Genomic DNA, 21,464 nt, shown 5'->3' on the forward strand with positions numbered 1-21,464 from the left:
TCAGCCCCTTACGCGCGCTGCGCGTAGTTCGTCTCGACCCATTTCCGGTATTCGCCGGAAGCCACTTCGTCGGCCCACGCCTGATTGTCCAGATACCACTGAACCGTCTTCGCGAGACCGGTCTCGAAGGTTTCCGCGGGTTTCCAGCCGAGTTCGCGTTCGAGCTTGCGCGCATCGATCGCATAGCGGCGATCGTGGCCCGGCCGGTCCTTCACATAGGTGATCTGATCGCGATACGAGCCGCCCGACTTCGGCTGCGCTTTGTCCAGCAGGTCGCATAGCGTATGCACGACGTCGAGATTCTTCTTCTCGTTCCAGCCGCCGACGTTGTACGTCTCGCCGAGCGCGCCGCGCGCTAGCACTTCGCGGATCGCGGAGCAGTGATCGCCCACGTACAGCCAGTCGCGCACGTTCTGGCCGTCGCCGTACACCGGCAGCGGCTTGCCGGCAAGCGCGTTGGCGATCATCAGCGGGATGAGCTTCTCGGGGAACTGGTACGGGCCGTAGTTATTCGAGCAGTTGGTGGTCAGCACCGGCAGGCCGTACGTATGGTGATACGCGCGCACCAGATGGTCGGAGCCCGCCTTGGTCGCCGAGTAGGGGCTGTTCGGCGCGTAGGGCGTGGTCTCGGAGAATTGAGGATCGGTGGCCGACAGCGAGCCGAACACTTCGTCCGTCGATACATGAAGGAAGCGGAACGCCTGCTTCTCTTCTTCGGGCAGCTTGCACCAGTACATGCGCGCGGCTTCGAGCAGCGTGAAGGTGCCCACGACGTTGGTCTGCACGAAATCGGCCGGGCCGTGGATCGAGCGGTCGACGTGGCTCTCGGCGGCGAAATGCAGGATGGCGCGCGGCTTGTGCTTGGCCAGCAGGGCGTCGATTGCCGCGCGATCGCAGATGTCCGCGCGCGCGAACACGTGGCGGGCGTCGTCCTTGAGCGACTTGAGCGTTCCCAAATTGCCCGCGTACGTCAGTTTGTCGACGTTCAGAACGGGTTCATCCGACGCGTTGAGCCAATCCAGAACAAAATTGGCGCCGATAAAACCAGCGCCACCCGTCACGAGAATCATAGATACCCTCTTCGCTGCTGCCAGCCCACGGAATAAACCAATGGCTGCCTGTTTAGTGGAAAAGATTGCGTGTTAAACGGCGAATCGGCATTCACGCGGAATATGTGACCGAAACCCGACTGCCACGACGTCCAGTCTGGCAGACAGTGATTATAAGGCGAGACCATGCTAAAACTACACGCCTAACAAACTGATACAGCGCCGCCGTTTGAAGGTTGCAACCCGTTGCAATATGTAGCTGCATGTGTCAATTCACGTTTCGTATGAACAGACAGCTATTCAATAACTGTTTCATAATGCCCGGATATTTCAATTCGGAGCCGGTTTCGCGGCTTATCAAACACGCGCTTTTTCAATGACCGACGCCCTGACCTCCAGCATCGACGTCTCTCCCGCGCCGCTCGTCTTCGGCGACCTGCAGGGTTGCTGCGACCCGTTCCATCGTCTGTTGAGGAAAGCCGCGCCCGAGCCCGGCACGCCGCTCTGGTTCGCGGGCGATCTCATCAACCGGGGGCCGAAGTCGTTGCAGACGCTGCGCGAAGTGATCGCGCTCGGCTCGCGCGCGACCGTCGTGCTCGGCAATCACGATCTGAATCTGCTGTCCGTCGCGGCGGGTCTGCGCAAGCCGAAGAAAGGCGACACGCTCGATGACATCCTCGAGGCGCCCGATGCCGACGATCTCATCGAATGGGTGCGGCACAAGCCGGTCGCGCACTTCGAGCACGGCATCCTGATGGTTCACGCGGGCGTGCTGCCGCAATGGGACGCGGCGATGACGATGGCGCTCGCGCACGAGCTGGAGCAGGCGTTGCGCGCGCCGAACTGGAAAGAGACGCTCGCGTCGCTCTACGGCAACGAGCCGCATCGCTGGGACGATTCACTGAAGGGCGCCGACCGGCTGCGCGTGATCTATAACGCGTTGTCGCGCATCCGCTTCTGCACACCCGAAGGCGCGATGGAGTTCGCCAACAACGGCGGCCCCGACGCAGCGCCGCCCGGCTACATGCCGTGGTTCGACGTGCCGGACCGCCGCACGCAGGACGTGACGATCGTCTTCGGCCACTGGGCCGCGCTCGGTCTCATGATCCGCGACGACGTTCTCTGCCTCGATTCGGGCTGCGTGTGGGGCAACAAGCTGTCGGCGGTGCGCCTGACGGCCGATCCCGCAGAGCGCGTCGTCACGCAGGTGAGCTGTGCGATGAAGAAGTGAACGGCACCTCTGGCATCGCATCGGCGGCGGCCGACAAGCCGCGCATGCGCTGGAGCGCCGCATCGACAGAAGCCTGGGCCTCGCACGCCAGCAGCCGCCGATCCGCGCCCGGTGCGAGCGCGTCACACACGTACAGATGCGCGGTAAGCGGCCGCGCGCGCAAGAGCGCATCGAGCGAATCGTTGAGCGACATATCGCCGATATACGCCGGCGCGGTCGATTGCCTTCCGCGCGCATCCTCGTACATCAGGCAGATCGGCTGCACCGGGCACGACGCTGATACAGCGGCCTGAAACATGTTCGCGTGAAAGGGCAGCAGCGCTTGCCCGTCCGAGGTCGTGCCTTCGGGAAAGACGCACATCTTTTCGCCGGCGAGCAGACGCTCCGCGAGCTCGTGCATGATGCGCTTCGCATCGCTGCGCTTCTCGCGCTGCACGAACACCGTGTCGAGTTGATGCGCGAGCCAGCCGACCACCGGCCACTTGCGGATCTCGGCCTTCGACACGAACGGCGTCGGACGCCACGCGTTAATGACGTAGATATCGATCCACGAAATATGATTGCCGACGACGAGCACGCCGCTATCGAGCCGCGCCTCGTCGTTATGCACGACGAGCTTCATCCCCGAAAGCCGCAGCATTTCGAGCGACCACAGTCGATTCATCTCGGCGCGTTCGGCCGCCGACGCGCGGGCAAAGCGCGTCGCGACGATCCACATGCCGTATAACAGATGCGCGACGAGCCGCAGCTTGCGCCATGCGAAGCGCATGTTCAGCGGCTCTCGTAAGCGACGTGACCGCCGACCACCGTCGCACGCACGCGCGCCGGCAATTCGTAGCCACGAAACGGCGTGTTGCGGCCCTGGCTCTTCAGCTTCAGCGGATCGACGCGCCATTCGCTCGCCGCATCGAACACGCACAGATCGGCGAGCGCGCCCGTCGCAATGCGGCCGGCGGGGAGCTTCAGCACGTCGGCGGGCGCGGACGTGATGCGCGACAGCGCCTTCGCGAGCGGCACGTTCGCTTCGCGCGCCCACTTCACCGTCAGCGACAGCAGCAATTCGAGGCCGGTCGCGCCGGGCGTCGCTTCGGCGAAGGGCAGTAGCTTTTCGTCGTCGTCGAGCGGCGTGTGATCGGAGCAGATCGCGTCGATGGTGCCATCGGCGAGGCCCGCGCGTATTGCATCGCGGTCGCGTTGCTGACGCAGCGGCGGATCGAGCCGGAATTGCGAATCGAAATAGCCGATGTCGATATCTGTCAGATGCACGTGATTGATGGTCACGTCGCACGACACGGCGATTCCTTCGGCCTTCGCCGCGCGCACGAGCGCGACGCCCGCCGCCGACGACAGATGCGACAAATGCACACGGGCGCCCGTCACGCGCATCAGTTCGAAAATGGTATGCAGCGCGATCGTTTCCGCCGACACCGGCACGCCCGACAGCCCCAGCCGCGACGCCACCGCGCCGCTCGCCGCCACGCCGCCCTTCGACATGTATGCATCCTGCGGACGCAGCCACGCGGTATAGCCGTACGTGGTCGCGTACTGCAGCGCGCGTTGCAGCGTGCGCGTATCGACGATCGGGTTATCCGCCTGCGAAAAGCCGACGCAGCCCGCTTCGGTCAGCTCGACCATCTCGGTGATGGTCTCGCCCTTGAGCCCGACCGTCAGCGCGCCGAGCGGATACACGTGCGCGAGATGCAGCTTCTGCGCGCGAAACTTGAGCATTTCGACAAGACCGGGTTCGTCGAGCGTCGGATCGGTGTCGGGCGGGCACACGAGACTCGTCACGCCGCCCGCCATCGCGGCGGCCATCTCGGATTCGAGCGTCGCCTTGTGTTCGAAGCCCGGTTCGCGCAGACGCGCCGACAAATCGACGAAACCCGGCGCGACGTAAAGCCCCGAAGCGTCGATGACCTTGGCCGCGTTGAAATCCGCGGGCGCCTCGCCGATGCCGACGATCCTGCCCGCCGCGATGAACACGTCCTTGCGCTCTTCCGTGCCGGCCGCCGGATCGATGATCGTGCCGTTCTGAATCTGGATCTTCATGTCGTCTTTGTCAGTCAGTGTTGCCGGCCACGATGCCCATCACCGCCATGCGCACGGCGATGCCGAAAGTCACCTGATTCAGGATGACCGACCGCGGGCCGTCGGCCACTTGCGAGTCGATTTCCACGCCGCGATTCATCGGGCCGGGATGCATGACGATCGCATCGGGCGCGGCGAGCGCGAGACGCTCGGGCGTCAATCCCCAGCTCTTGAAGTACTCCTGCGCGGACGGCAAGAGCGCGCCGCTCATGCGCTCGTTCTGCAGGCGCAGCATGATGATGACGTCGACGCCCTTCAGCCCTTCGTCGAGATTGTGGTAGACGTGCACGCCCATCTGATCGAGATTGCCCGGTAACAGCGTGCGCGGTCCGATCGCGCGCACTTCGGGCACGCCGAGCGTCGTCAGCGCGTGAATGTCGGAGCGCGCGACGCGCGAATGCAGGATGTCGCCGACGATCGCCACGCGCAGCTTCGTGAAGTCGCGCTTGTAATGGCGGATCGTGTACATGTCGAGCAGGCCCTGCGTCGGATGCGCGTGACGGCCATCGCCCGCATTGATGACGTGCACGTGCGGCGCGCAATGCTCGGCGATCAGATACGGCGCGCCGCTCGATGCGTGACGCACGACGAACATGTCGGCGTGCATCGCGGAGAGATTGTTGATCGTGTCGAGCAGCGATTCACCTTTGCTCGTCGACGATGCGTTGATGTTCAGATTCAGCACGTCGGCCGAAAGACGCTTCGCCGCGATCTCGAACGTGGTGCGCGTGCGTGTCGAGTTCTCGAAGAAGAGATTGAACACCGACTTGCCGCGCAAAAGCGGCACCTTCTTCACTTCGCGGTCGGTCACGCTGACGAACTGCTCGGCGGTATCGAGGATGTGCGTGACGATCGAGCGCGGCAATCCTTCGATGCTCAACAGGTGCTTCAGCTCGCCGTTCTTCGTCAGCTGCGGATTGCCCTTGAGAAAGCCGTAGCGAAAGGTGTCGGGCGCGGCGGCGCCTTCGGTGGCGGTATTCATGTCGATCCCGGATGTACTTTGAAAAGACGTCGAAGCGCTCGCTTCAGCTGGCGCGCGCTTCCGTCCTGAAGTCGAATGCGCCGTCTTCGCGACGCGCGAGCACGAGATTCTGATTCGCGGGCACATGGAGCGTCGCGCCGGTGAAACGCGCGCCGATCGGCATTTCGCGCCCGCCGCGATCGGCGAGCACCGCGAGATCGATCGATGCCGGACGGCCATAGTCGTACAGCTCGTTGATCGCCGCGCGCACGGTGCGCCCCGTGGACAGCACGTCGTCGACCAGGATGATGCGGCGGCCGTTCACATCGAAGGGGAGCGAGGTCGGGCTCGCCTGGCTGTGCAGGCCTTTCTTCGCGTAGTCGTCGCGATGCAGCGCCACGTTCACCACGCCGAAGCGCGGCGCGTTCAGATCCTTCGCGAGCCGCTCGGCAAGCCACACGCCGCCGCTGAAAATGCCCGCGAGAACGGCGCCGTCGGGCGCGGCGAGCGATTGTCCGTAGGCAGCGCGAATCTGGTCGACGAGCGCGCGATACAGCGCCTCGGCGTCAATGGAACTCATGATCGTCGGCAAGTCCGTCGAGATATTGTTGAAGGATGACGCGCGCGGCTTCGGCGTCGATTTCGTCGAAGCGGCCCCGCGCATTGGCGCGCACGCCGCGCTCGCGCAAATCGGCTTTGGCGTCGACGGACGAGTAGCGCTCGTCCACCCATTGCACCGGCACGTTGAAACGTCCGTTCACCTGATTGCCGAAGCGCTTGGCGAGCGCGCTCATTTCGTGCGGCGTGCCGTCGGGATGCATTGGCATGCCGACGACGATGGCGTCGGGCTTCCACTCGTCGAGCAGTTTGCCCACTTCGACGAAGCGATATTCGCGATTGCGGTTTTCCAGCGTGACGAGCGCGCGCGCGTGGCGGGTGAGCGTATTGCCGACGGCGACACCAATGCGTTTCTCGCCGTAATCGAATGCCAGCAGCGTGGCTTCGCGGCTCATGCGTGCCCTGCTTCGCCGGACAACATCGAGCGCGACACGCCGAGCAGCGAGAGCGCCGCTTCGAGGCGGTCTTCGGCTGGTACGTCGAAGATGATGCGCGGATCGGCTTCGACGGTCAGCCAGCCGTTCTTCGAGATTTCCTCTTCGAGCTGGCCCGCGCCCCAGCCGGCATGACCGAGCGTAAGCAGGAAGCGCTCGGGGCCCTTGCCGCTCGCGACTGCTTCGAGCACGTCCTTCGACGTGGTCATGGCAAGGCCGCCGGGCACGCTCATCGACGAGCTATAGGGTTCGCCCTCGCCCGCTTCGTGCAGCACGAAGCCACGCTCCGTCTGCACGGGACCGCCGAAATAAACGGGCAAATGGACGAGCGGCTCGATTTCGAGCTTGAGATCGATGCGATTGAAGAGCGATTGAAGGTCGATGTCGGTCGGCCGGTTGATGACGAGACCGAGCGCGCCCTTCTCCGTGTGATCGCAAAGGTAGACCACCGTTCCTGAAAACGTCGGATCGGCCATGTTGGGCATGGCGATCAGGAACTGATTCGTCAAATTGATGCGATCGGAAGTCTTGGACATAATTCAGAATTTTAACAAAGGCGCTGCGAGATGGCCGACTTTGATGTGGGTCTGGTCTGGTTTCGGCGGGATCTGCGCGCGGCAGACAATGCTGCACTCTATCACGCGCTTACAAGGTGCCGTCGGGTGCTGTGCGCCTTCGTTTTCGATCGCGATATTCTTGCGCCGCTCGACAAAAAAGACCGGCGCGTGCCGTTCATTCACGCGAGCGTCGTCGAGCTGGATCGCACGCTGCGCGAGGCGGGCGGCGCGTTGATCGTGCGGCGCGGGCACCCCGTGCACGATATTCCTTCGCTCGCACGCGAATGCGGCGCGAACGCCGTGTTCGTCAATCGCGATTACGAGCCGGCGGCGAAGGCGCGCGACGAAGCCGTCGCGCAGAAGCTTGCGAGTCAGGACATCGCGTTCTTCTCTTTCAAGGATCAGGCCGTCTTCGATCACGACGATGTGATGACAGGCGCTGCAAAGCCCTACACCGTCTTCACGCCGTACAAGCGCAAGTGGCTCGCGACGCTCACGCCCGATGCGCTTGCGCCCTACGCATCCGAAGATCGTCTGGACGCGCTCGCGAAGCCGCCGACGAACGTGAAGCATGCGATTCCATCGCTCGATGCGCTCGGTTTCGGCGATGCGCCCGCACCTGCGTTTCCCGCCGGCACGCGCGGCGCCTATGAGCTCTTCGACGATTTCCGCGACCGCATGACCGACTACGGTCGCACGCGCGATTTCCCCGCGCTAAAAGGCCCGAGTTATCTCGGCGTTCATTTGCGGCACGGCACGATGTCGATCCGCGCGCTCGCCCGCAGCGCCCACGATGCGCTGCGTCACGGCGACAAGGGCGCCGAGACGTGGCTAGGCGAGCTGATCTGGCGGGAGTTCTATTTCTCCGTGCTGCACCATTTTCCGCACGTCGGCGTGGCTGGCGATCATCGCGCGTTCAAGCCGGAGTACGACCGCATCGACTGGGAAACGGGCCATGCCGCCGACGCGAATTTCGCCGCGTGGTGCGCGGGTCAGACGGGCTATCCGCTCGTCGATGCGGCGATGCGGCAGATCAACGCGTCGGGATACATGCATAACCGTCTGCGCATGGTCGTGGCGAGCTTTCTGACAAAGGATCTCGGCATCGACTGGCGACGCGGCGAGGCGTACTTCGAAGCGCATCTGAACGACTTCGAGCTGTCGAACAACAACGGCGGATGGCAATGGGCCGCGTCGAGCGGCTGCGATGCGCAACCGTACTTTCGCATCTTCAATCCGGTCACGCAGTCACGGAAATTCGATTCGGCGGGCAAGTTCATCCGTCATTACGTGCCAGAGATCGCGGCTCTTTCCGATCGCGATATCCAAGCGCCGTGGCTTGCAAAATCGGATGCGCTGAAAGCGGCGAAGATCTCGCTCGGCGCGAATTATCCGCAGCCGATCGTCGATCACGAAGTCGCCAGAAAACGCACGCTCATGCGTTATGACGTCGTGCGCGCGCCGGGCGCGAAAACGCTTCCGCCCGGAGACGACGACCGCGAAGATTAACGGGCAAACGGCGCAGGTTTTTCGATCATCGACGTCAGCGCGACGATCGATCCGCGCCCTTCCGAAGGCGCAATGCCGGCCGCTGCCTGATGCAGCATCGAACGCAGCATTTGCGCGGCGCGCTCAGGTACGGTCGCGTCGATGCCGCGTGTCGCGCCTTCGGCGCCATCGGCGTGCGTTTCGCCGTGATGCGCAACGCGCCGCCATGCGAGGCCGAGCGTATCCGCCAAGAGCGCGACATGCCCGAGGCCTAGCGCGCAAGCCGCCGCGCCCAGCCGATGCGACGCGTCCGCCGCAGACAGCGCCGCCGCTTCGTCGACCATGCCGGTTTCGTTCGCCTGCGCGCCGCGCTCGACGAGCGCATCGATCGACGTTTCCGCGCTCTGCAGGAAGTCCTCGTAAGCACTCGCGTTCACGCGCAGCACGCCGAGATCGCGCGTCGCGGCGTCGCGTGACGCTTCCCCGCCCGCCTGCGCGGCGCTCTCTTCCCACGCCGCTTCCGATTCGGGTGTCGCGGCGACGTGCCACGCGACCGTCAGGCCGTAATCGCGCAAGACATCGACGTGGTCGGCATCTTCCGGCCGCGCGCCGTACAGCGCGAAATCGCGCCACAGCAGCGCGAGCGTCGCGCGCACGAGCGAGCGTGGCGCATACGAAAGCGCGTGCGCCTGATCCGCCAGCACGAGGTTGAAGCGCGCGTAGAGACGCTTGACGTCGGCGATGTAGTCCAGCTCGCCGCCGGTGCGCTGCGCGCGCTCACGCAGCGCCACGACCGTCGACGACGCGAGCCGCCAGAAATCGTAAGGATCCGGGCCGCGCAGTTCGTCGAGGCAGGCGTCGAGGCGCGCGAAGGTGTCGGCGGAGCCTTCGGCCGGTCCGCGCAAGAGTTTCAGCAACGTTTCCTCATAGCGCGCCCGCGTGTACGCGAGCCGCTCCAGCGCGATGCCGCGCAGCGTCGCCGGCGCGATCGCGCGGCCCGCGAGGGCAAGGTCATCGTAGGAGACCGGCGCGATGCGCGTATGCGATGCAAGCAACGCATGCAGGCCGCGATAGTGATCGAAGAGCGCCGTCGAGCACGAGAGTTCGCGCAGATTGCGCCGCTCGACCGCGCCGCGAAAAACCGCGATCGCATCGGCGATGCGTGCGTGCCTACCTTCCGATTCCTCGCCGAGCGGCGCGACGAGCGTCAGCGCCTCGGCGAAGCGCTGCGCGGGAAGCCAGCCCGCCGAATGCAACGCGGCGATCGCGCGCTTGAGCGCCGCCCCGGTTTCGCCCTGACGCTGGAACGCGTGCAGCGCGTCGGTCAGCGCCATTTCTGCGAGTCGCACCGATCCGCCGCGCGGATTGGGCAAGGCTTCGTACGGAACGGGCAGATCGAGACGAGATGTCATAACAAGCGCTCACAAGCCGGTTCGCGGGCGCGGCGATGGAAGGCCGCCGTCACCCGCCGTTTAAATGCGTCATCGACAGGCGAGAGACGGCGTCGCCGCGCCTGCTTCAAGCGTATGCCTTAACGGGCCAGTGCGGGAACCGAACCTGCAAAGGCTTTTCGCATCTTTGTTTGCCAACGTCGGGCGACGCCGGAATCGCCGCAGCGAAATTATCTGACGCTGCAAAATCCGAAAAATCGGAGGGCCGCCCGACGGCGGCCCATGCGCGACACGCGCCGTCAGCGACGTACGCGATCCGCAAAAAACGCGCGCCGCATGACGCGAGTCATGCGGCGCGGCAGAACGACGAGATCAGATCTGGACCATCTCGAAATCTTCCTTGCGGGCTCCGCATTCTGGACAGGTCCAGTTGATCGGAACGTCCTCCCAGCGCGTGCCCGGCGCGATGCCCTCGTCAGGCAATCCCGCCTCCTCGTCGTAGATCCAGCCGCAGATCAGGCACATCCAGCTTCTGTATTCCATACTTATGCCGAGTCGATTGGTCGTTTAAAAATAGGACATGATGGTACCGTGTTGCCGCGCCGATGCCTAGCAAGCCGCCCGCCTGCGGTGCGCGCATCGTGACATCGGTCGAAACGGCGGTCACGCCGGGTCCGGTGAAGAACGCTAGCGCACCGGAAAAAAGTGCGCAAAGAAACATTCCTGGCGGCGTTAGGCCGCATAATCAGACATGACCGAGCGGGCATTCGCTCACGCGCCAAGGCGCGCACGAGTTCGCTTAGAGCCGATCGTCCATTCAAGCAATCCAATACCATAATGTCCGTTTTTGCCATGACCGGCGATTCCCCACCGATCGTACTCACCTTCGGCCTTTCCGATCCCACGGGCGGCTCCGGCCTGCAGGCCGACTTGCTGACGCTCGCCAGCATGGGCTGTCACGGCGCGACCGTGCTGACGGGCTACGCGGTGCGCGATTCCGCGACCTGCGATGAAGTGACGGGTCTCGATCCGGACACCGTCGCGACCCAGGCGCGCATGTTGCTAGAGGACATGCCAATCGCCGCCTTCAAGATCGGCGCGGCGACGCGCGCGGAGCTCGTGTCCGCGATCGCCGAAGTCGTCTCCGATTACGACGACGTGCCGCTGATCCTCGCGCCCGATTTCACGCTCGACGACGAACACGTCCTGTCCGCCGACGAACTGCGCGAATCGCTCGCCGATCTGCTCGTGCCGCAGACCACCATGCTGATTGCCGATCACGCCACGCTACTGCAACTCGCGCAGCCCGACAGCGACGCGGAATCGCCGACGCTCGATTCCGCGATTTCCCACATTCTGGCGCAGGGCTGCGAGTACGTGCTCGCGATGGAAACCGGCACGCATCGTCACGTCAACACGCTCTACAGCGAGGAAGGGCTCGTGCGACAGGATACGTGGGAGCGCAGCGTGCAACGCATCATGGGCCTGACCGATACGCTCGGCTCGGCGGTCGCCGCCCTGCTCGCCAACGGTCAGGAACCTGCCGAGGCCGCGCGTGAGGCGCAAGAGTACGTATTTCAGGCCGCGCGCGCCGCGTTCCGGCCCGGCATGGGCGCGTATCTGCCGGATCGCTTTTTCTGGGCGCGCTCGAACGATGCAGACGAAGAAGGCGACGCATCCGCGCTGCCCGACGATCCAACGGGATTGCCCGGAGAAGCCCGACACTGACACACAACAAGAAGGGAGGCGACGCGAGCGCATGCCATACCGACTGCCCCATCTGCACAAGCCCGGCCCGCAAGGTGCGATCCGCATCGGCTGCGCGGGCTGGGGCCTGTCGAGCGGTGTCTCCGCGAGCTTTCCGCATGAAGGCACTCATCTCGAACGCTACTCGCACGTTCTGACGTGCGTCGAGATCAACTCCAGTTTCTACAAGCCGCATCGCGAGCAGACCTACGCGAACTGGGCGCACAGCGTGCCCGAGTCATTCCGGTTCTCGGTCAAGCTGCCGAAGGCGATCACGCACGACGCGCGTCTCGTCGATATCGAATCGCTGCTCGACGACTTTCTCCGCGCGGCCGGCCAACTCGGCGACAAGCTCGGATGCTGGCTCGTGCAATTGCCGCCGAGCCTGCCGTTCGATCACGACATCGCCGACGCGTTTTTCAAGGCGCTGCGCGAGCGCACGACGTTGCCGGTCGCGTGCGAGGCGCGCGAACATAGCTGGTTCACGACGCACGCGGCAGCGTTGCTGAAGTCGCATCACATTGCATACGTCGACGCCGACCCGATTCCCGACGAATGCGAGATCAAGCATCGCGCGGATGCATCGCTCGTGTATGTGCGGCTGCACGGCTCGCCCGAGTTATACAGGTCTTCGTACGACTACACGTATCTCGACGAACTCGCGCGCACGCTGCACAACCGCGCGAAGAAGACGGCCGAAGTCTGGTGCATCTTCGACAACACCGCCGAGGGCCACGCGCAGCCCAACGCGCTGCATCTGATGGAGCGGCTGCGGATTCATCACAAGGTCTGAAGTTCTTTTTGGAGGCTTCCTCAGATGCTCAAGCTGCTTGCGGCCACGCTCGCCGCGTCTTGCATTTTCACGGCCACGCCGGCACACGCTCAGAACGCCACGCCCGCCGGCGATGGCACGTTCCTGCTGACGATCTTCCTCAAGCACGACGAATCGAAGACGCTACCCCAGATCAATCAGCAGTTGAAGGAGCAAGGCTACTTCAAGCAGTTTCCGCCGCCGGGCGTCGAAGTGGTGTCGTGGTACGTGATGATGGGAATCGGTCAGGTCGTCACGTTGCGCGTACCCGCCGACCGGTTGCGCGAAGTCAACCGCGCGATCGAAAGCACCGCATGGGGCGGATATCGGACGGAGTTCTATCCGACGTACGACTACAAGGCCGCCGCGCAGAAGTTGCGCGAGGAAATGAACAAATAGTCCGGACGAAAAAAACCCGCATCGCTGCGGGTTTCTTCTTTCGGCGTGACGCGAGCCTCTTTCGAAGCCCGCGCCGATGTAATCGGCTTTCGCCAGATTACATGTCCATGCCCATGCCGCCCATGCCGCCGGGCATGCCGCCAGGCATCGGAGCATCTTCCTTCGGCAGTTCGGCGACAGCTGCGTCGGTCGTCAGCAGCAGGCCAGCCACCGATGCCGCGTTTTGCAGCGCCGTGCGCGTCACCTTCGTCGGGTCGACGACACCGGCTTCCACCAGGTCACCGTACTCGCCGGTTGCCGCGTTATAGCCGTAGTTGCCCGTACCTTGAGCAACTGCTGCCACCACGACCGAAGCTTCTTCGCCGCCGTTCGTGACGATCTGGCGCAGCGGCTCTTCCATTGCGCGCAGAACGATCTTGATACCAGCGTCCTGGTCTGCGTTCGCGCCCTTCAGCCCGTCGATCGCCTTGCGAGCGCGGATCAGCGCAACGCCGCCACCTGCCACGATGCCTTCTTCCACAGCTGCGCGCGTTGCGTGCAGTGCGTCTTCGACACGTGCCTTCTTTTCCTTCATTTCGACTTCGGTCGCAGCGCCGACCTTGATCACCGCAACGCCGCCGGCCAGCTTGGCCACGCGCTCTTGCAGCTTTTCACGGTCGTAGTCCGACGTCGCTTCTTCGATCTGCTTGCGCACTTGCTTCACGCGAGCTTCGATGTTCACGGCTTCGCCAGCGCCGTCGATGATCGTCGTGTTTTCCTTGCCCACTTCGATGCGCTTCGCCTGGCCCAGTTCAGCCAGCGTTGCCTTCTCGAGTGTCAGGCCGGTTTCTTCCGCGACGACTTGACCGCCGGTCAGGATCGCGATGTCTTCCAGCATGGCCTTGCGGCGGTCGCCGAAGCCCGGAGCCTTGACAGCAACCGTCTTCAGGATGCCGCGGATGTTGTTGACGACCAGCGTAGCCAGCGCTTCGCCTTCGACGTCTTCAGCGATGATCAGCAGCGGACGGCCAGCCTTCGCGACTTGTTCCAGAACCGGTAGCAGATCGCGGATGTTCGAAACCTTCTTGTCGTGCAGCAGCACGAACGGGTTTTCGAGGACGGCGACTTGCTTGTCCGGGTTGTTGATGAAGTACGGCGACAGGTAGCCGCGGTCGAATTGCATACCTTCGACGACGTCCAGCTCGTCTTGCAGCGACTTGCCGTCTTCGACGGTGATGACGCCTTCCTTGCCGACCTTGTCCATCGCTTCAGCGATGCGCTCGCCGATCGACGTGTCGCTGTTCGCCGAGATCGAGCCGACTTGCGCGATTTCCTTGTTCGTCGTGCAGGGCTTGCTGATCTTGCGCAGTTCTTCGATTGCTGCAGCCACGGCCTTGTCGATGCCGCGCTTCAGGTCCATCGGGTTCATGCCCGATGCGACGTACTTCATGCCTTCGCGAACGATGGACTGCGCGAGCACAGTAGCGGTCGTGGTGCCGTCACCTGCGTTGTCGCTGGTCTTGGAAGCAACTTCCTTGACCATTTGCGCGCCCATGTTCTGGAGCTTGTCCTTCAGTTCGATTTCCTTCGCGACCGACACACCGTCCTTCGTGACCGTCGGGCCGCCGAAAGAGCGCTCGAGCACGACGTTGCGGCCCTTCGGACCCAGCGTGACCTTGACCGCGTTGGCCAGGATGTTCACGCCTTCGACCATCTTGGCGCGTGCGGAATCGCCAAAAGTGACTTCTTTAGCTGCCATATCCAAACTCCTTGATTCGATTCGGTTTGCTGGCTTCGCTGCGGCGCTCGGAGGAGCGGCTCAGGCAGACGAAGCCGAACGTGCAGGAAAGATGCTTACTTGACCAGAACGGCCATGATGTCTTCTTCGCGCATGACGAGCAGTTCCTGCCCGTCGACCTTGACGGTCTGGCCAGCGTACTTGCCGAACAGAACACGGTCGCCGACCTTCACGTCGAGGGCGATTTGCGCGCCCTTGTCATCGCGCTTGCCCGGGCCGATGGCCAGGACTTCGCCTTGATCCGGCTTCTCAGCGGCTGCTTCAGGGATCACGATGCCCGATGCGGTCTTGGTTTCCTGGTCCAGACGTTTGACGATGACGCGATCGTGCAAAGGACGAAGGTTCATACACACTCCTCTCTTGATTGAGACTGAAAACGCGGGAAAACCCGTCCTTTGAGAAGAGTCTCGCCGGACGGCAATCTTGTTAGCACTCTCGTGCAGTGAGTGCCAATTATATGGAGCGACTTTGACAATTTCAAGGACGCGAAGGTCGGGAAAACGCTTAAGCAGCCTGGCTCTTGAAAAACGGCACTGCGTCCATAGGCGGGAAATCAGCTCAATCGAAATCACAAACCGATTGACAGAATTAATGTCGATTCGACAAAAGTGATTTCGTCGGATTAGGGTTTTTCCTAGGTCGTCCGGAGCCTAGACTGCATCTCAACGACGATGCAACGGAAAGACACACACTCCGCCGCGACGTTCCTTAAAACAGCATCCGGAGGTCATCATGTTCAAGTTCAAATCAATCGTTCCCGCCATCGCCATTGCAGCCGTACTCGCCGCGCCGGCTTTTGCGCAAGCGCGCGAAGACGGTCCTGCCACCCGTGCGCAAGTGCGCGCCGAGCTTGTCCAGCTCGAACGCGCCGGCTATAAGCCGATGGCCGATCAAGCTACGTATCCCGCCGAGATTCAGGCTGCCGAAGCGCGCGTGGCCGCGCAACAAAGCGCATCGAACGCGTCGTTTGGCGGCGTGAGCGATGGCGCGTCGGCATCGGGGAAACCGGCGCGCGTCGGCTTTTTGAGCCGTATCGTCCGTCCCGCCGCCGATGCCAATCCGGTCGACTTCAATCGTCCGTAAGCGAAACGCAAAGCGGCGCGCGACGCCGCATCCGACGAAGCCCGGCCTCGCGTGCCGGGCTTTTCGCTTGCTGAAGGAACTAAGACCTATGCTTTTTCGTCGGTGATACCGCTGGCACTACAATCTTCACCTGCTTCTCTTCGTTCCTCTCGCTCTCCGTCTTAAGCCGCTCATGTCATCTCTCGCATCGTCGCGTCTCGTGTTCGTGTCGCTCGCGCTGACCGCCCTTGTCGGGTGCGGCGGCCGCGCCGCCACCACGCCGAGCTATCAGCAGGAGCTGTTCAGCACCGGCGTAAGCCCGTTCGCGCACAATTTCGACGCCACCGTCAACGAAACCTGCGAGGCCGCGCGGCGTGCGCTGCTGTCGCAAGGCTTCCTCACGACGATGGGCCAGCCCGACACCGTCGACGCGACCAAGAATTTCCAGCCGAGCGCCGAAACGCACGTCGTCGTCTCGTTCCACGTCGTATGCACGCCCGGCGAAAACGCGACGAACCAAAGCATCGCGTACGTGAACGCCGTGCAGGACGGCTATGCGCTCAAGAAGAGCGACACGTCCGCGAGCGTGGGCTTGAGCGTGCTCGGCTCGCTGTCGCTGCCGATCCGCTCGAACAGCGACGCGATGGTCAAGATTTCCAGCGAGACCGTGCCCGCCGGCAAGTTCTATGACCGATTCTTCGGTCTGATGGGCCACTATCTGAACACGGTGCCGCGCAGCGCGCCCGTCGCCGGCGACGAAGTGAAAAGCAAGCCGCTCGCGCCGTCGATCATCGTGAGTTCGCCCGAGCTGACGCCGACGCCCATCGTCGTGCAGGCGCCCGCCGCCGCGACCGCGATCCAGAGGCCGGATGCGGATGCGGCTGCGGCTGCGCCTGCGCCTGCGGCTGGCGCGTCGGAAGTCCCGGCGGCGTCGGCGGCCGCAGTGCCTGCGGCCACCGTGACGCACTGAACAGTCAGTTCGGCACGTTGACGATGCCGCCCGCCACCGAGATCGCGTTCGCGCCGGGATCGGTCGCGATGGGCGGCAGATTCGACGTCGTGAGGGCGGGCGCCGAACCCGCCTTGCCGCCGCGCGCGACCGTTCGCACCACCTGCGACGGCGGCAGCGGCGCGTTGTTCTTCAGGTGGTTCCACATCAGGTTGAGCGCCTGAATGTCGTAGTAGTGGACCGGAATGAAGCGCGTGTCGAAGCCCGCCACGCTCAGGAACGCGTCGAAGTGCTGACCGTTCGTGATCTCATACAGTGAAAGCTGGCTCTTGCTTCCCTCCGCCACGCGATTCGCACCCAGATACGGCCGCGACGCATGATTGATCGGCACGAGCGCATCCGCCCGGCCCTGCACGATGATCGCGGGCTTGCCGCGCAGATTCGCGTTCACGCGGATCGCATTGACGCTGCCCGCCATCGTCGCGTTGCCGTTCGTCCATAACGCGCGCAGGCAGGCGGCGCCCGCGTAGCTCGCATCGGGCGTCGCCAGCCGATGATCCGCCGCGCCCGTCGTTCCCGCGTTGTAGACCAGGTTGATGCCGTTGGTCGGCGGCACGCCGTTGCCGTTGCCGAAGATCGTCGGCATCGGCGAGACGAGCGGCGTGACGCCGGCCGCGCCCGTCGCCGCGCTGGTCGTGCCGAAGCTGAACTCGCAGAGATTGTCGAGCACGCTCGCTTTCATGTACGCATCGGCGTAGGTGACGGCGACGGCCGGCACCGCCTGCGAATCCCACATCGGCGCGTGCAGCGTGTCGGAATCGCTCTCGTAGCCTGCCTGATGCAGACGGTTCAGCGCATCGGTCGCCTGCTCCGTCGTCGTGCCGCCCGTGACGAAGCCGTTGGCGGCAAGCGTCGCACAGCGCGCCGTGCGGATCGCGTTGGTCGTGGCGGGCAGAAGCGTCGTCAGATACGGCGCGCCTGCCGCAGCGGGCGCGAGCGCCGCGCACGGCTGCAGCAGGTTCGCGAGCGTCATGTAATCCGCGAGCGGCCTGCCGAACGAGCCGACCGGCACGCCGCCCTGCCGCACCGAAACCTGCGACGGCAAATTCAGATTGATCTGCGGCTCGCCGACGACGACCGCCGTGATCCAGCCATCGGTGTCCTGCTCCGCCGCCGCCAGCGATGCGCCGCCGCCGTTGCTCACCGATGCCGCGATCGTCGTGATGCTGCCCTTGCTGTAGCGCACCTGATGCGTCGATCCGCTGACCGGCCCGAACATGTCGTTGAGCGCCCAGTACGCGAACTGTATCGCCTGCAGCGTGTTCTTGCCCCAGTCCTGCTCCGGGTTTTGCTGCGAATGCGCGTGCTTGTACGCGTAGCGATTCGGGAACGCAGAATTGAACGACGACAGCGCCGACGCGCTCACGTTCGCCTTGAAGATCGCCTTGGTTCCGGCGATGTCCGCACTGGCGAGCGTGCCGTCGATGAGCGTGACGAGCGTCGTCGAAATTTCCTGCGCGCCGTTGCCGCTGCCCTTGTCCGTGTAGGCGACCGCGCAGCCGCGCTTGAGGCCCCACTCGCCCGCCGCCGAAATCGCACCGTAGACGCCGCGCGATCCTGATGACGTCGCCGTGACGATGCACGGCTGATCCGGATTGAAGCTCGTCGGGATCTGCACGAGCAGGCTCACGTTCTGCCTGCCGCTGCCATCGTCCGCATAGGCGATGTATTCCTTGCCCGCGATCTTGCCTTCGCCGAGCGAGTCGTTGCCGTTCAGATCGATATTCGGCCCCCAGAAGCGGCCGTAGCCGCCGTTCGCCGACATGTCGACGAGCGCGCGGTAGTTGGAATAGATCGCGAGACGGCGCAATTCGGCTGCGGTCGGCGCGGCGGGCTTCGCGAACGTCGGCGCGGTCGCCGACGCGAGCCCCGTCTTGCCGAGACCGGCCGTGAGCAAATCGTCGGAGACGCCGTCGTAAGTCTGGGTGTTCACCGAGCCCGAGATGAAGCTCGGCAAGCTGTTGGCCGGCTGGCCGCCACCGCCGTTGTCGTCATCGCCGCCGTGGCATGCGGCTAGTGTCGCCGCCGCGAGCAACGCCAGCGCGCCGAGCGCGGCCGTTCGCGGCACATCCTGCAAAGCCTGCAACCTCGGGAAACGCGCGAGTCTTTTCATTTGAATCTCCGCCATCGGTTCCGATTGAGTGATGCGATTTTCAGCGATCGACAATGCGAGTATCGCGCCGATCGAACGCCAGTTACAGCCGATTTCACGCGCGCCGAACGCAAAAGCGCCAAACGACAACGGGCCCCGGCGGCGACGCCGGAGCCCGTTCAAACGCCCGCCAGACGAGCGAAGCTTGCGGCATCACGAGATGCCGCCCACTGCCTGTGACGCGTATTATTGCCCGCCGCCTTGAACGCCGAGCGTGAGCTTGTTGGAAACCGACTTCACGCCCGGCACGCCCTTCGCGACTTCTTCGGCCTGAGCGATCTGGCCACCTTCCGGCACCGTGCCGGTCAGCGTGACCGCGCCGCTGCGCGCGCGCACAAACACGTTCGACACGTCGAAGCCCTGCGCCTTCGACAGCGCGCGGCGCACGTCGTAGCCGAGCTTGCGATCGGTTTTCTTGGTCGCGGATTTCTGAGCCTTGGCCGCCGCTGCCGAGTCGGTGCTCGTGGCCGCCGCGTCGCTCGATTGCGCATAGGCGCTCGATGCCACGGCCACGCACACCACCACGCCCAGCGCCTTCAACAGATCGACTGCTTTCATGATTTCTCCTTTTGTTTCGCTTGTTGACTTCGCACAGTTGCTACTTCGCTCGTTTTGCACTTCAAAAGCGGGCCGCATTCCCAGCGGCTGGGCAACGACATCGAGCGGCTGACCGTGACCGCGCGCCCGGCGCCTAAAACTGACGCGGGAATAGCGGCGGCAAGCCGGCGGATGCGGCTCACGGTGCTGCGAGAGACTGGCGATCGAAACAAATCACGGCCGGTTTTTTCGGGCGATGACGCCCGCCGGCTCGAATATGACCTGCCGCATGGCGCCTGCTTGGCGGTCCGCGAACCCACATTCCGGGCTGCGGCGCGCGAGGAGCCTTGTCGTGCGGCGGCGAACGTCAATTTAGCCCAGCGCGGCCATTAGCGCAAAGCATTTAACAATGCGGCCATATGCGACGCCGTTCGCAAGCAACAGCGCGGGCGCTTTCTACACACGCCTGTCACACGGCGCGCCGGGCCCGCGGTCATCCGGGCGACGCGCGATCTCATGTACCATCGACGCCATGCCGGCCGTCCGGACGCGCCGCTCGCGCGCCTCGTCGAACACGTTCGGGCAGAGGTGGACGCATCGCGATCGGGTAAGCTCGCACGCACGAAGTTTCAAGATTACCGACCAGATGACCCACCCTTCAGGAAACAATCCGGGCCACGATCCGGACGTCCCGCCCAAACGCAAGCCCCTGCCGAGAATCGGCGCGCGCTTCGTCGCGATCTCATGGCGCGATCTCGCGCTCACCTTCGGCCCGATCCTGCTCGTGTGCGCGGCTGCCCTGTATGCCGCCGTGCGGCTGATCCAGCCCGCGCCGCCGAGCACGCTGACCATCGCCGCCGGCCCGAAAGGCAGCTCGTTCTGGTCGAGCGCGCAGAAATACAAGACGATCCTCGCGCGCAACCGCGTGACGCTGAACATCCTCGAGACGCAAGGCTCGCTCGATAACCTGACGCGCCTCGAAGACCCGAAATCGAACGTCGACGTCGGCTTCGTGCAGGGCGGCCTGACCAAGCCGGGCGCGACGCACGACAATCTGGAATCGCTCGGCAGCGTGTCCTACGTGCCGCTCGCGGTGTTCTATCGCGGCGCGACGGTCGTCAGCCGATTGTCGGAGCTGAAGGGCAAGCGGCTCGCGATCGGCGCGGAAGGCAGCGGCACGCGCGTGCTCGCGCTGAATCTGCTGAAGGCGAACGGCATCGAGCCGGGCGGCGACACGGAACTGCTGCCGCTCGCCGGCGACGAAGCCGCGAAAGCGCTCGAAGACGGCCAGATCGACGCAGCCTTTCTGACCGGCGACTCCGCGCAGCCGCCGACGATGGCGAAGCTCCTGCGCACGTCCGGCATCCGCTTCATGGATTTCGCCCAGGCCGACGCCTACGCGCGCCGCTTTCCGTATCTGACGGAAATCGACTTGCCGATGGGCGCCTTCGATTTCGCCCGCAACCTGCCGCCGCGCGCGGTCCACATGATCGCGCCGACCGCCGAACTGGTCGCGCGCGACAGCCTGCATCCGGCGCTCTCCGATCTGCTGATCGAAGCCGCGCGCGAGGTGCACGGGCGCGCGAATCTGCTGCAGCGGGCGAACGAATTCCCCGCGCCGCTCGTGCACGAATTCCGCATCAGCGACAACGCCGAGCGCTATTACAAATCGGGCAAGAGCTTTCTGTACCGTTCGCTGCCGTTCTGGGTCGCGAGTCTCGCGGATCGCGTGCTGGTCGTGCTGGTGCCGCTGATCGTCGTGCTGATTCCGGGCTTGCGGCTCGTGCCGGGGCTGTATCGATGGCGCGTGAAATCGCGCATCTACCGCTGGTATGGCGCGCTGATTGCGATAGAGCGGGAAGCGATCAGCGGCCCCGACACCGCGCAGCGCGACGCCCTGCTCGACCGCATCGACGCGATCGAAACGGCCGTCAATCGCATGAAGATGCCGCTCGCGTTCGCCGATCAGTTCTACGTGCTGCGCGAGCACATCGGTTTCGTGCGGGAGCGTCTCGCGCACGCGCCGGTCGCCCCGGCTGACCAAACCCGCGCGCGCGACATGGCGCAACAGCATGCGGCCGGTGTCGTTCGCCAAGCAGACACGGAGCAAGGCAGCACGTAATATCTGTTGGAGAAACGTTAAAAAAGGATGCG

At 64.1% G+C, this 21,464-nt stretch carries 21 protein-coding genes; 8 read left to right on the forward strand and 13 right to left on the reverse strand.

Translation table 11 applies throughout. The features are described 5' to 3' along the window. Window positions 1-8 precede the first annotated feature (8 nt). A complete protein-coding gene (gene rfbB / locus NCT05_RS13760; RefSeq protein ID WP_250502571.1) occupies window positions 9-1,070 on the reverse strand; it encodes a dTDP-glucose 4,6-dehydratase in 1,062 nt (353 codons plus the stop codon). 355 nt (window positions 1,071-1,425) lie between these two features. On the opposite strand from rfbB, the gene NCT05_RS13765 reads away from it, so the two are divergent. After that, window positions 1,426-2,280 (forward strand): symmetrical bis(5'-nucleosyl)-tetraphosphatase, encoded by an 855-nt coding sequence (locus tag NCT05_RS13765; RefSeq protein WP_250502572.1) that lies wholly within the window; start codon window positions 1,426-1,428, stop codon window positions 2,278-2,280. On the opposite strand, the gene NCT05_RS13770 is transcribed toward NCT05_RS13765, so the two are convergent. Genes NCT05_RS13770 through NCT05_RS13795 form a run of 6 tightly spaced genes read right to left on the reverse strand, consistent with a single transcriptional unit; the run spans window position 2,249 to window position 6,917 of the window. Beyond that, window positions 2,249-3,049, reverse strand: coding sequence for a lysophospholipid acyltransferase family protein (locus NCT05_RS13770; RefSeq protein WP_250502573.1), 801 nt, complete (start codon window positions 3,047-3,049; stop codon window positions 2,249-2,251). The two genes, NCT05_RS13765 and NCT05_RS13770, sit on opposite strands and share 32 nt — an antisense overlap. A 2-nt stretch (window positions 3,050-3,051) precedes the next feature. Further along, complete coding sequence (locus NCT05_RS13775; RefSeq protein ID WP_250502574.1) at window positions 3,052-4,329, reverse strand: dihydroorotase; 1,278 nt, start codon at window positions 4,327-4,329, stop codon at window positions 3,052-3,054. 10 nt (window positions 4,330-4,339) lie between these two features. Next, window positions 4,340-5,350, reverse strand: a complete 1,011-nt coding sequence (locus NCT05_RS13780) for an aspartate carbamoyltransferase catalytic subunit (protein WP_250502575.1) — start codon at window positions 5,348-5,350, stop codon at window positions 4,340-4,342. Window positions 5,351-5,393: 43 nt separating this feature from the next. Beyond that, window positions 5,394-5,909 (reverse strand): bifunctional pyr operon transcriptional regulator/uracil phosphoribosyltransferase PyrR, encoded by a 516-nt coding sequence (pyrR, locus tag NCT05_RS13785; protein WP_250502576.1) that lies wholly within the window; start codon window positions 5,907-5,909, stop codon window positions 5,394-5,396. After that, window positions 5,896-6,342, reverse strand: a complete 447-nt coding sequence (gene ruvX / locus NCT05_RS13790) for a Holliday junction resolvase RuvX (RefSeq protein WP_244807555.1) — start codon at window positions 6,340-6,342, stop codon at window positions 5,896-5,898. The genes pyrR and ruvX overlap by 14 nt, the downstream gene beginning before the upstream one ends. Next, window positions 6,339-6,917, reverse strand: a complete 579-nt coding sequence (locus NCT05_RS13795) for a YqgE/AlgH family protein (RefSeq protein WP_008342667.1) — start codon at window positions 6,915-6,917, stop codon at window positions 6,339-6,341. The genes ruvX and NCT05_RS13795 overlap by 4 nt, the downstream gene beginning before the upstream one ends. 30 nt (window positions 6,918-6,947) lie before the next feature. Between NCT05_RS13795 and NCT05_RS13800 the strand changes: the two genes are divergently transcribed. Continuing rightward, on the forward strand, window positions 6,948-8,447 hold the full coding sequence (locus NCT05_RS13800; RefSeq protein ID WP_250502577.1) for a cryptochrome/photolyase family protein: 1,500 nt from the start codon (window positions 6,948-6,950) through the stop codon (window positions 8,445-8,447). Here the strand turns inward: NCT05_RS13800 and NCT05_RS13805 are convergent. Next, window positions 8,444-9,838, reverse strand: coding sequence for a hypothetical protein (locus NCT05_RS13805; protein WP_250502578.1), 1,395 nt, complete (start codon window positions 9,836-9,838; stop codon window positions 8,444-8,446). The genes NCT05_RS13800 and NCT05_RS13805 overlap by 4 nt on opposite strands. A gap of 351 nt (window positions 9,839-10,189) precedes the next feature. Beyond that, window positions 10,190-10,360: a rubredoxin gene (locus NCT05_RS13810; protein ID WP_008342674.1), complete on the reverse strand. Its 171-nt coding sequence runs from the start codon at window positions 10,358-10,360 to the stop codon at window positions 10,190-10,192. 309 nt (window positions 10,361-10,669) lie between these two features. Between NCT05_RS13810 and thiD the strand changes: the two genes are divergently transcribed. From thiD to NCT05_RS13825, 3 genes are read left to right on the forward strand one after another with little or no spacing between them, the layout of a single operon-like run. After that, entirely contained in the window at window positions 10,670-11,545 is an 876-nt protein-coding gene (gene thiD / locus NCT05_RS13815) for a bifunctional hydroxymethylpyrimidine kinase/phosphomethylpyrimidine kinase (RefSeq protein WP_034471621.1), read from the forward strand. 31 nt (window positions 11,546-11,576) lie between these two features. Continuing rightward, a complete protein-coding gene (locus tag NCT05_RS13820; protein ID WP_244807560.1) occupies window positions 11,577-12,356 on the forward strand; it encodes a DUF72 domain-containing protein in 780 nt (259 codons plus the stop codon). A 24-nt stretch (window positions 12,357-12,380) separates the two neighbouring features. Continuing rightward, on the forward strand, window positions 12,381-12,773 hold the full coding sequence (locus NCT05_RS13825) for a hypothetical protein (protein WP_175980444.1): 393 nt from the start codon (window positions 12,381-12,383) through the stop codon (window positions 12,771-12,773). Window positions 12,774-12,870: 97 nt separating this feature from the next. On the opposite strand, the gene groL is transcribed toward NCT05_RS13825, so the two are convergent. Both groL and NCT05_RS13835 read right to left on the reverse strand, forming a co-directional pair. Beyond that, complete coding sequence (gene groL / locus NCT05_RS13830; protein WP_008342681.1) at window positions 12,871-14,511, reverse strand: chaperonin GroEL; 1,641 nt, start codon at window positions 14,509-14,511, stop codon at window positions 12,871-12,873. 95 nt (window positions 14,512-14,606) lie between these two features. Further along, complete coding sequence (locus NCT05_RS13835; RefSeq protein WP_006999126.1) at window positions 14,607-14,897, reverse strand: co-chaperone GroES; 291 nt, start codon at window positions 14,895-14,897, stop codon at window positions 14,607-14,609. Between the two features lie 385 nt (window positions 14,898-15,282). Here NCT05_RS13835 and NCT05_RS13840 point away from each other — a divergent pair, with 385 nt between their 5' ends. Both NCT05_RS13840 and NCT05_RS13845 read left to right on the forward strand, forming a co-directional pair. Then, the gene (locus NCT05_RS13840; protein WP_034471613.1) at window positions 15,283-15,633 is read left to right on the forward strand and encodes a DUF4148 domain-containing protein; all 351 of its coding nucleotides are present in this window, start codon (window positions 15,283-15,285) and stop codon (window positions 15,631-15,633) included. A 172-nt stretch (window positions 15,634-15,805) separates the two neighbouring features. After that, a complete protein-coding gene (locus tag NCT05_RS13845) occupies window positions 15,806-16,582 on the forward strand; it encodes a DUF2242 domain-containing protein (protein ID WP_250502579.1) in 777 nt (258 codons plus the stop codon). A 4-nt stretch (window positions 16,583-16,586) separates the two neighbouring features. Here NCT05_RS13845 and NCT05_RS13850 read toward each other — a convergent pair whose 3' ends face one another. Continuing rightward, window positions 16,587-18,734, reverse strand: a complete 2,148-nt coding sequence (locus tag NCT05_RS13850) for a D-(-)-3-hydroxybutyrate oligomer hydrolase (protein WP_250502580.1) — start codon at window positions 18,732-18,734, stop codon at window positions 16,587-16,589. A gap of 225 nt (window positions 18,735-18,959) precedes the next feature. Further along, window positions 18,960-19,331, reverse strand: coding sequence for a BON domain-containing protein (locus NCT05_RS13855; protein ID WP_008342692.1), 372 nt, complete (start codon window positions 19,329-19,331; stop codon window positions 18,960-18,962). 625 nt (window positions 19,332-19,956) lie between these two features. Here NCT05_RS13855 and NCT05_RS13860 point away from each other — a divergent pair. Then, complete coding sequence (locus tag NCT05_RS13860; protein ID WP_250502581.1) at window positions 19,957-21,432, forward strand: TAXI family TRAP transporter solute-binding subunit; 1,476 nt, start codon at window positions 19,957-19,959, stop codon at window positions 21,430-21,432. Window positions 21,433-21,464 lie beyond the last annotated feature (32 nt).

The sequence above is a fragment of the Caballeronia sp. AZ7_KS35 genome (genome assembly GCF_023631045.1).
Taxonomy (GTDB): domain Bacteria; phylum Pseudomonadota; class Gammaproteobacteria; order Burkholderiales; family Burkholderiaceae; genus Caballeronia; species Caballeronia zhejiangensis.

Excerpts from the sequence above, each read along its gene's own strand:
- rfbB (WP_250502571.1), bottom strand. The coding sequence starts at position 1,070 with ATGATTCTCGTGACGGGTGGCGCTGGTTTTATCGGCGCCAATTTTGTT.
- NCT05_RS13765 (WP_250502572.1), top strand. The coding sequence starts at position 1,426 with ATGACCGACGCCCTGACCTCCAGCATCGACGTCTCTCCCGCGCCGCTC.
- NCT05_RS13770 (WP_250502573.1), bottom strand. The coding sequence starts at position 3,049 with ATGCGCTTCGCATGGCGCAAGCTGCGGCTCGTCGCGCATCTGTTATAC.
- NCT05_RS13775 (WP_250502574.1), bottom strand. The coding sequence starts at position 4,329 with ATGAAGATCCAGATTCAGAACGGCACGATCATCGATCCGGCGGCCGGC.
- NCT05_RS13780 (WP_250502575.1), bottom strand. The coding sequence starts at position 5,350 with ATGAATACCGCCACCGAAGGCGCCGCCGCGCCCGACACCTTTCGCTAC.
- pyrR (WP_250502576.1), bottom strand. The coding sequence starts at position 5,909 with ATGAGTTCCATTGACGCCGAGGCGCTGTATCGCGCGCTCGTCGACCAG.
- ruvX (WP_244807555.1), bottom strand. The coding sequence starts at position 6,342 with ATGAGCCGCGAAGCCACGCTGCTGGCATTCGATTACGGCGAGAAACGC.
- NCT05_RS13795 (WP_008342667.1), bottom strand. The coding sequence starts at position 6,917 with ATGTCCAAGACTTCCGATCGCATCAATTTGACGAATCAGTTCCTGATC.
- NCT05_RS13800 (WP_250502577.1), top strand. The coding sequence starts at position 6,948 with ATGGCCGACTTTGATGTGGGTCTGGTCTGGTTTCGGCGGGATCTGCGC.
- NCT05_RS13805 (WP_250502578.1), bottom strand. The coding sequence starts at position 9,838 with ATGACATCTCGTCTCGATCTGCCCGTTCCGTACGAAGCCTTGCCCAAT.
- NCT05_RS13810 (WP_008342674.1), bottom strand. The coding sequence starts at position 10,360 with ATGGAATACAGAAGCTGGATGTGCCTGATCTGCGGCTGGATCTACGAC.
- thiD (WP_034471621.1), top strand. The coding sequence starts at position 10,670 with ATGACCGGCGATTCCCCACCGATCGTACTCACCTTCGGCCTTTCCGAT.
- NCT05_RS13820 (WP_244807560.1), top strand. The coding sequence starts at position 11,577 with ATGCCATACCGACTGCCCCATCTGCACAAGCCCGGCCCGCAAGGTGCG.
- NCT05_RS13825 (WP_175980444.1), top strand. The coding sequence starts at position 12,381 with ATGCTCAAGCTGCTTGCGGCCACGCTCGCCGCGTCTTGCATTTTCACG.
- groL (WP_008342681.1), bottom strand. The coding sequence starts at position 14,511 with ATGGCAGCTAAAGAAGTCACTTTTGGCGATTCCGCACGCGCCAAGATG.
- NCT05_RS13835 (WP_006999126.1), bottom strand. The coding sequence starts at position 14,897 with ATGAACCTTCGTCCTTTGCACGATCGCGTCATCGTCAAACGTCTGGAC.
- NCT05_RS13840 (WP_034471613.1), top strand. The coding sequence starts at position 15,283 with ATGTTCAAGTTCAAATCAATCGTTCCCGCCATCGCCATTGCAGCCGTA.
- NCT05_RS13845 (WP_250502579.1), top strand. The coding sequence starts at position 15,806 with ATGTCATCTCTCGCATCGTCGCGTCTCGTGTTCGTGTCGCTCGCGCTG.
- NCT05_RS13850 (WP_250502580.1), bottom strand. The coding sequence starts at position 18,734 with ATGAAAAGACTCGCGCGTTTCCCGAGGTTGCAGGCTTTGCAGGATGTG.
- NCT05_RS13855 (WP_008342692.1), bottom strand. The coding sequence starts at position 19,331 with ATGAAAGCAGTCGATCTGTTGAAGGCGCTGGGCGTGGTGGTGTGCGTG.
- NCT05_RS13860 (WP_250502581.1), top strand. The coding sequence starts at position 19,957 with ATGACCCACCCTTCAGGAAACAATCCGGGCCACGATCCGGACGTCCCG.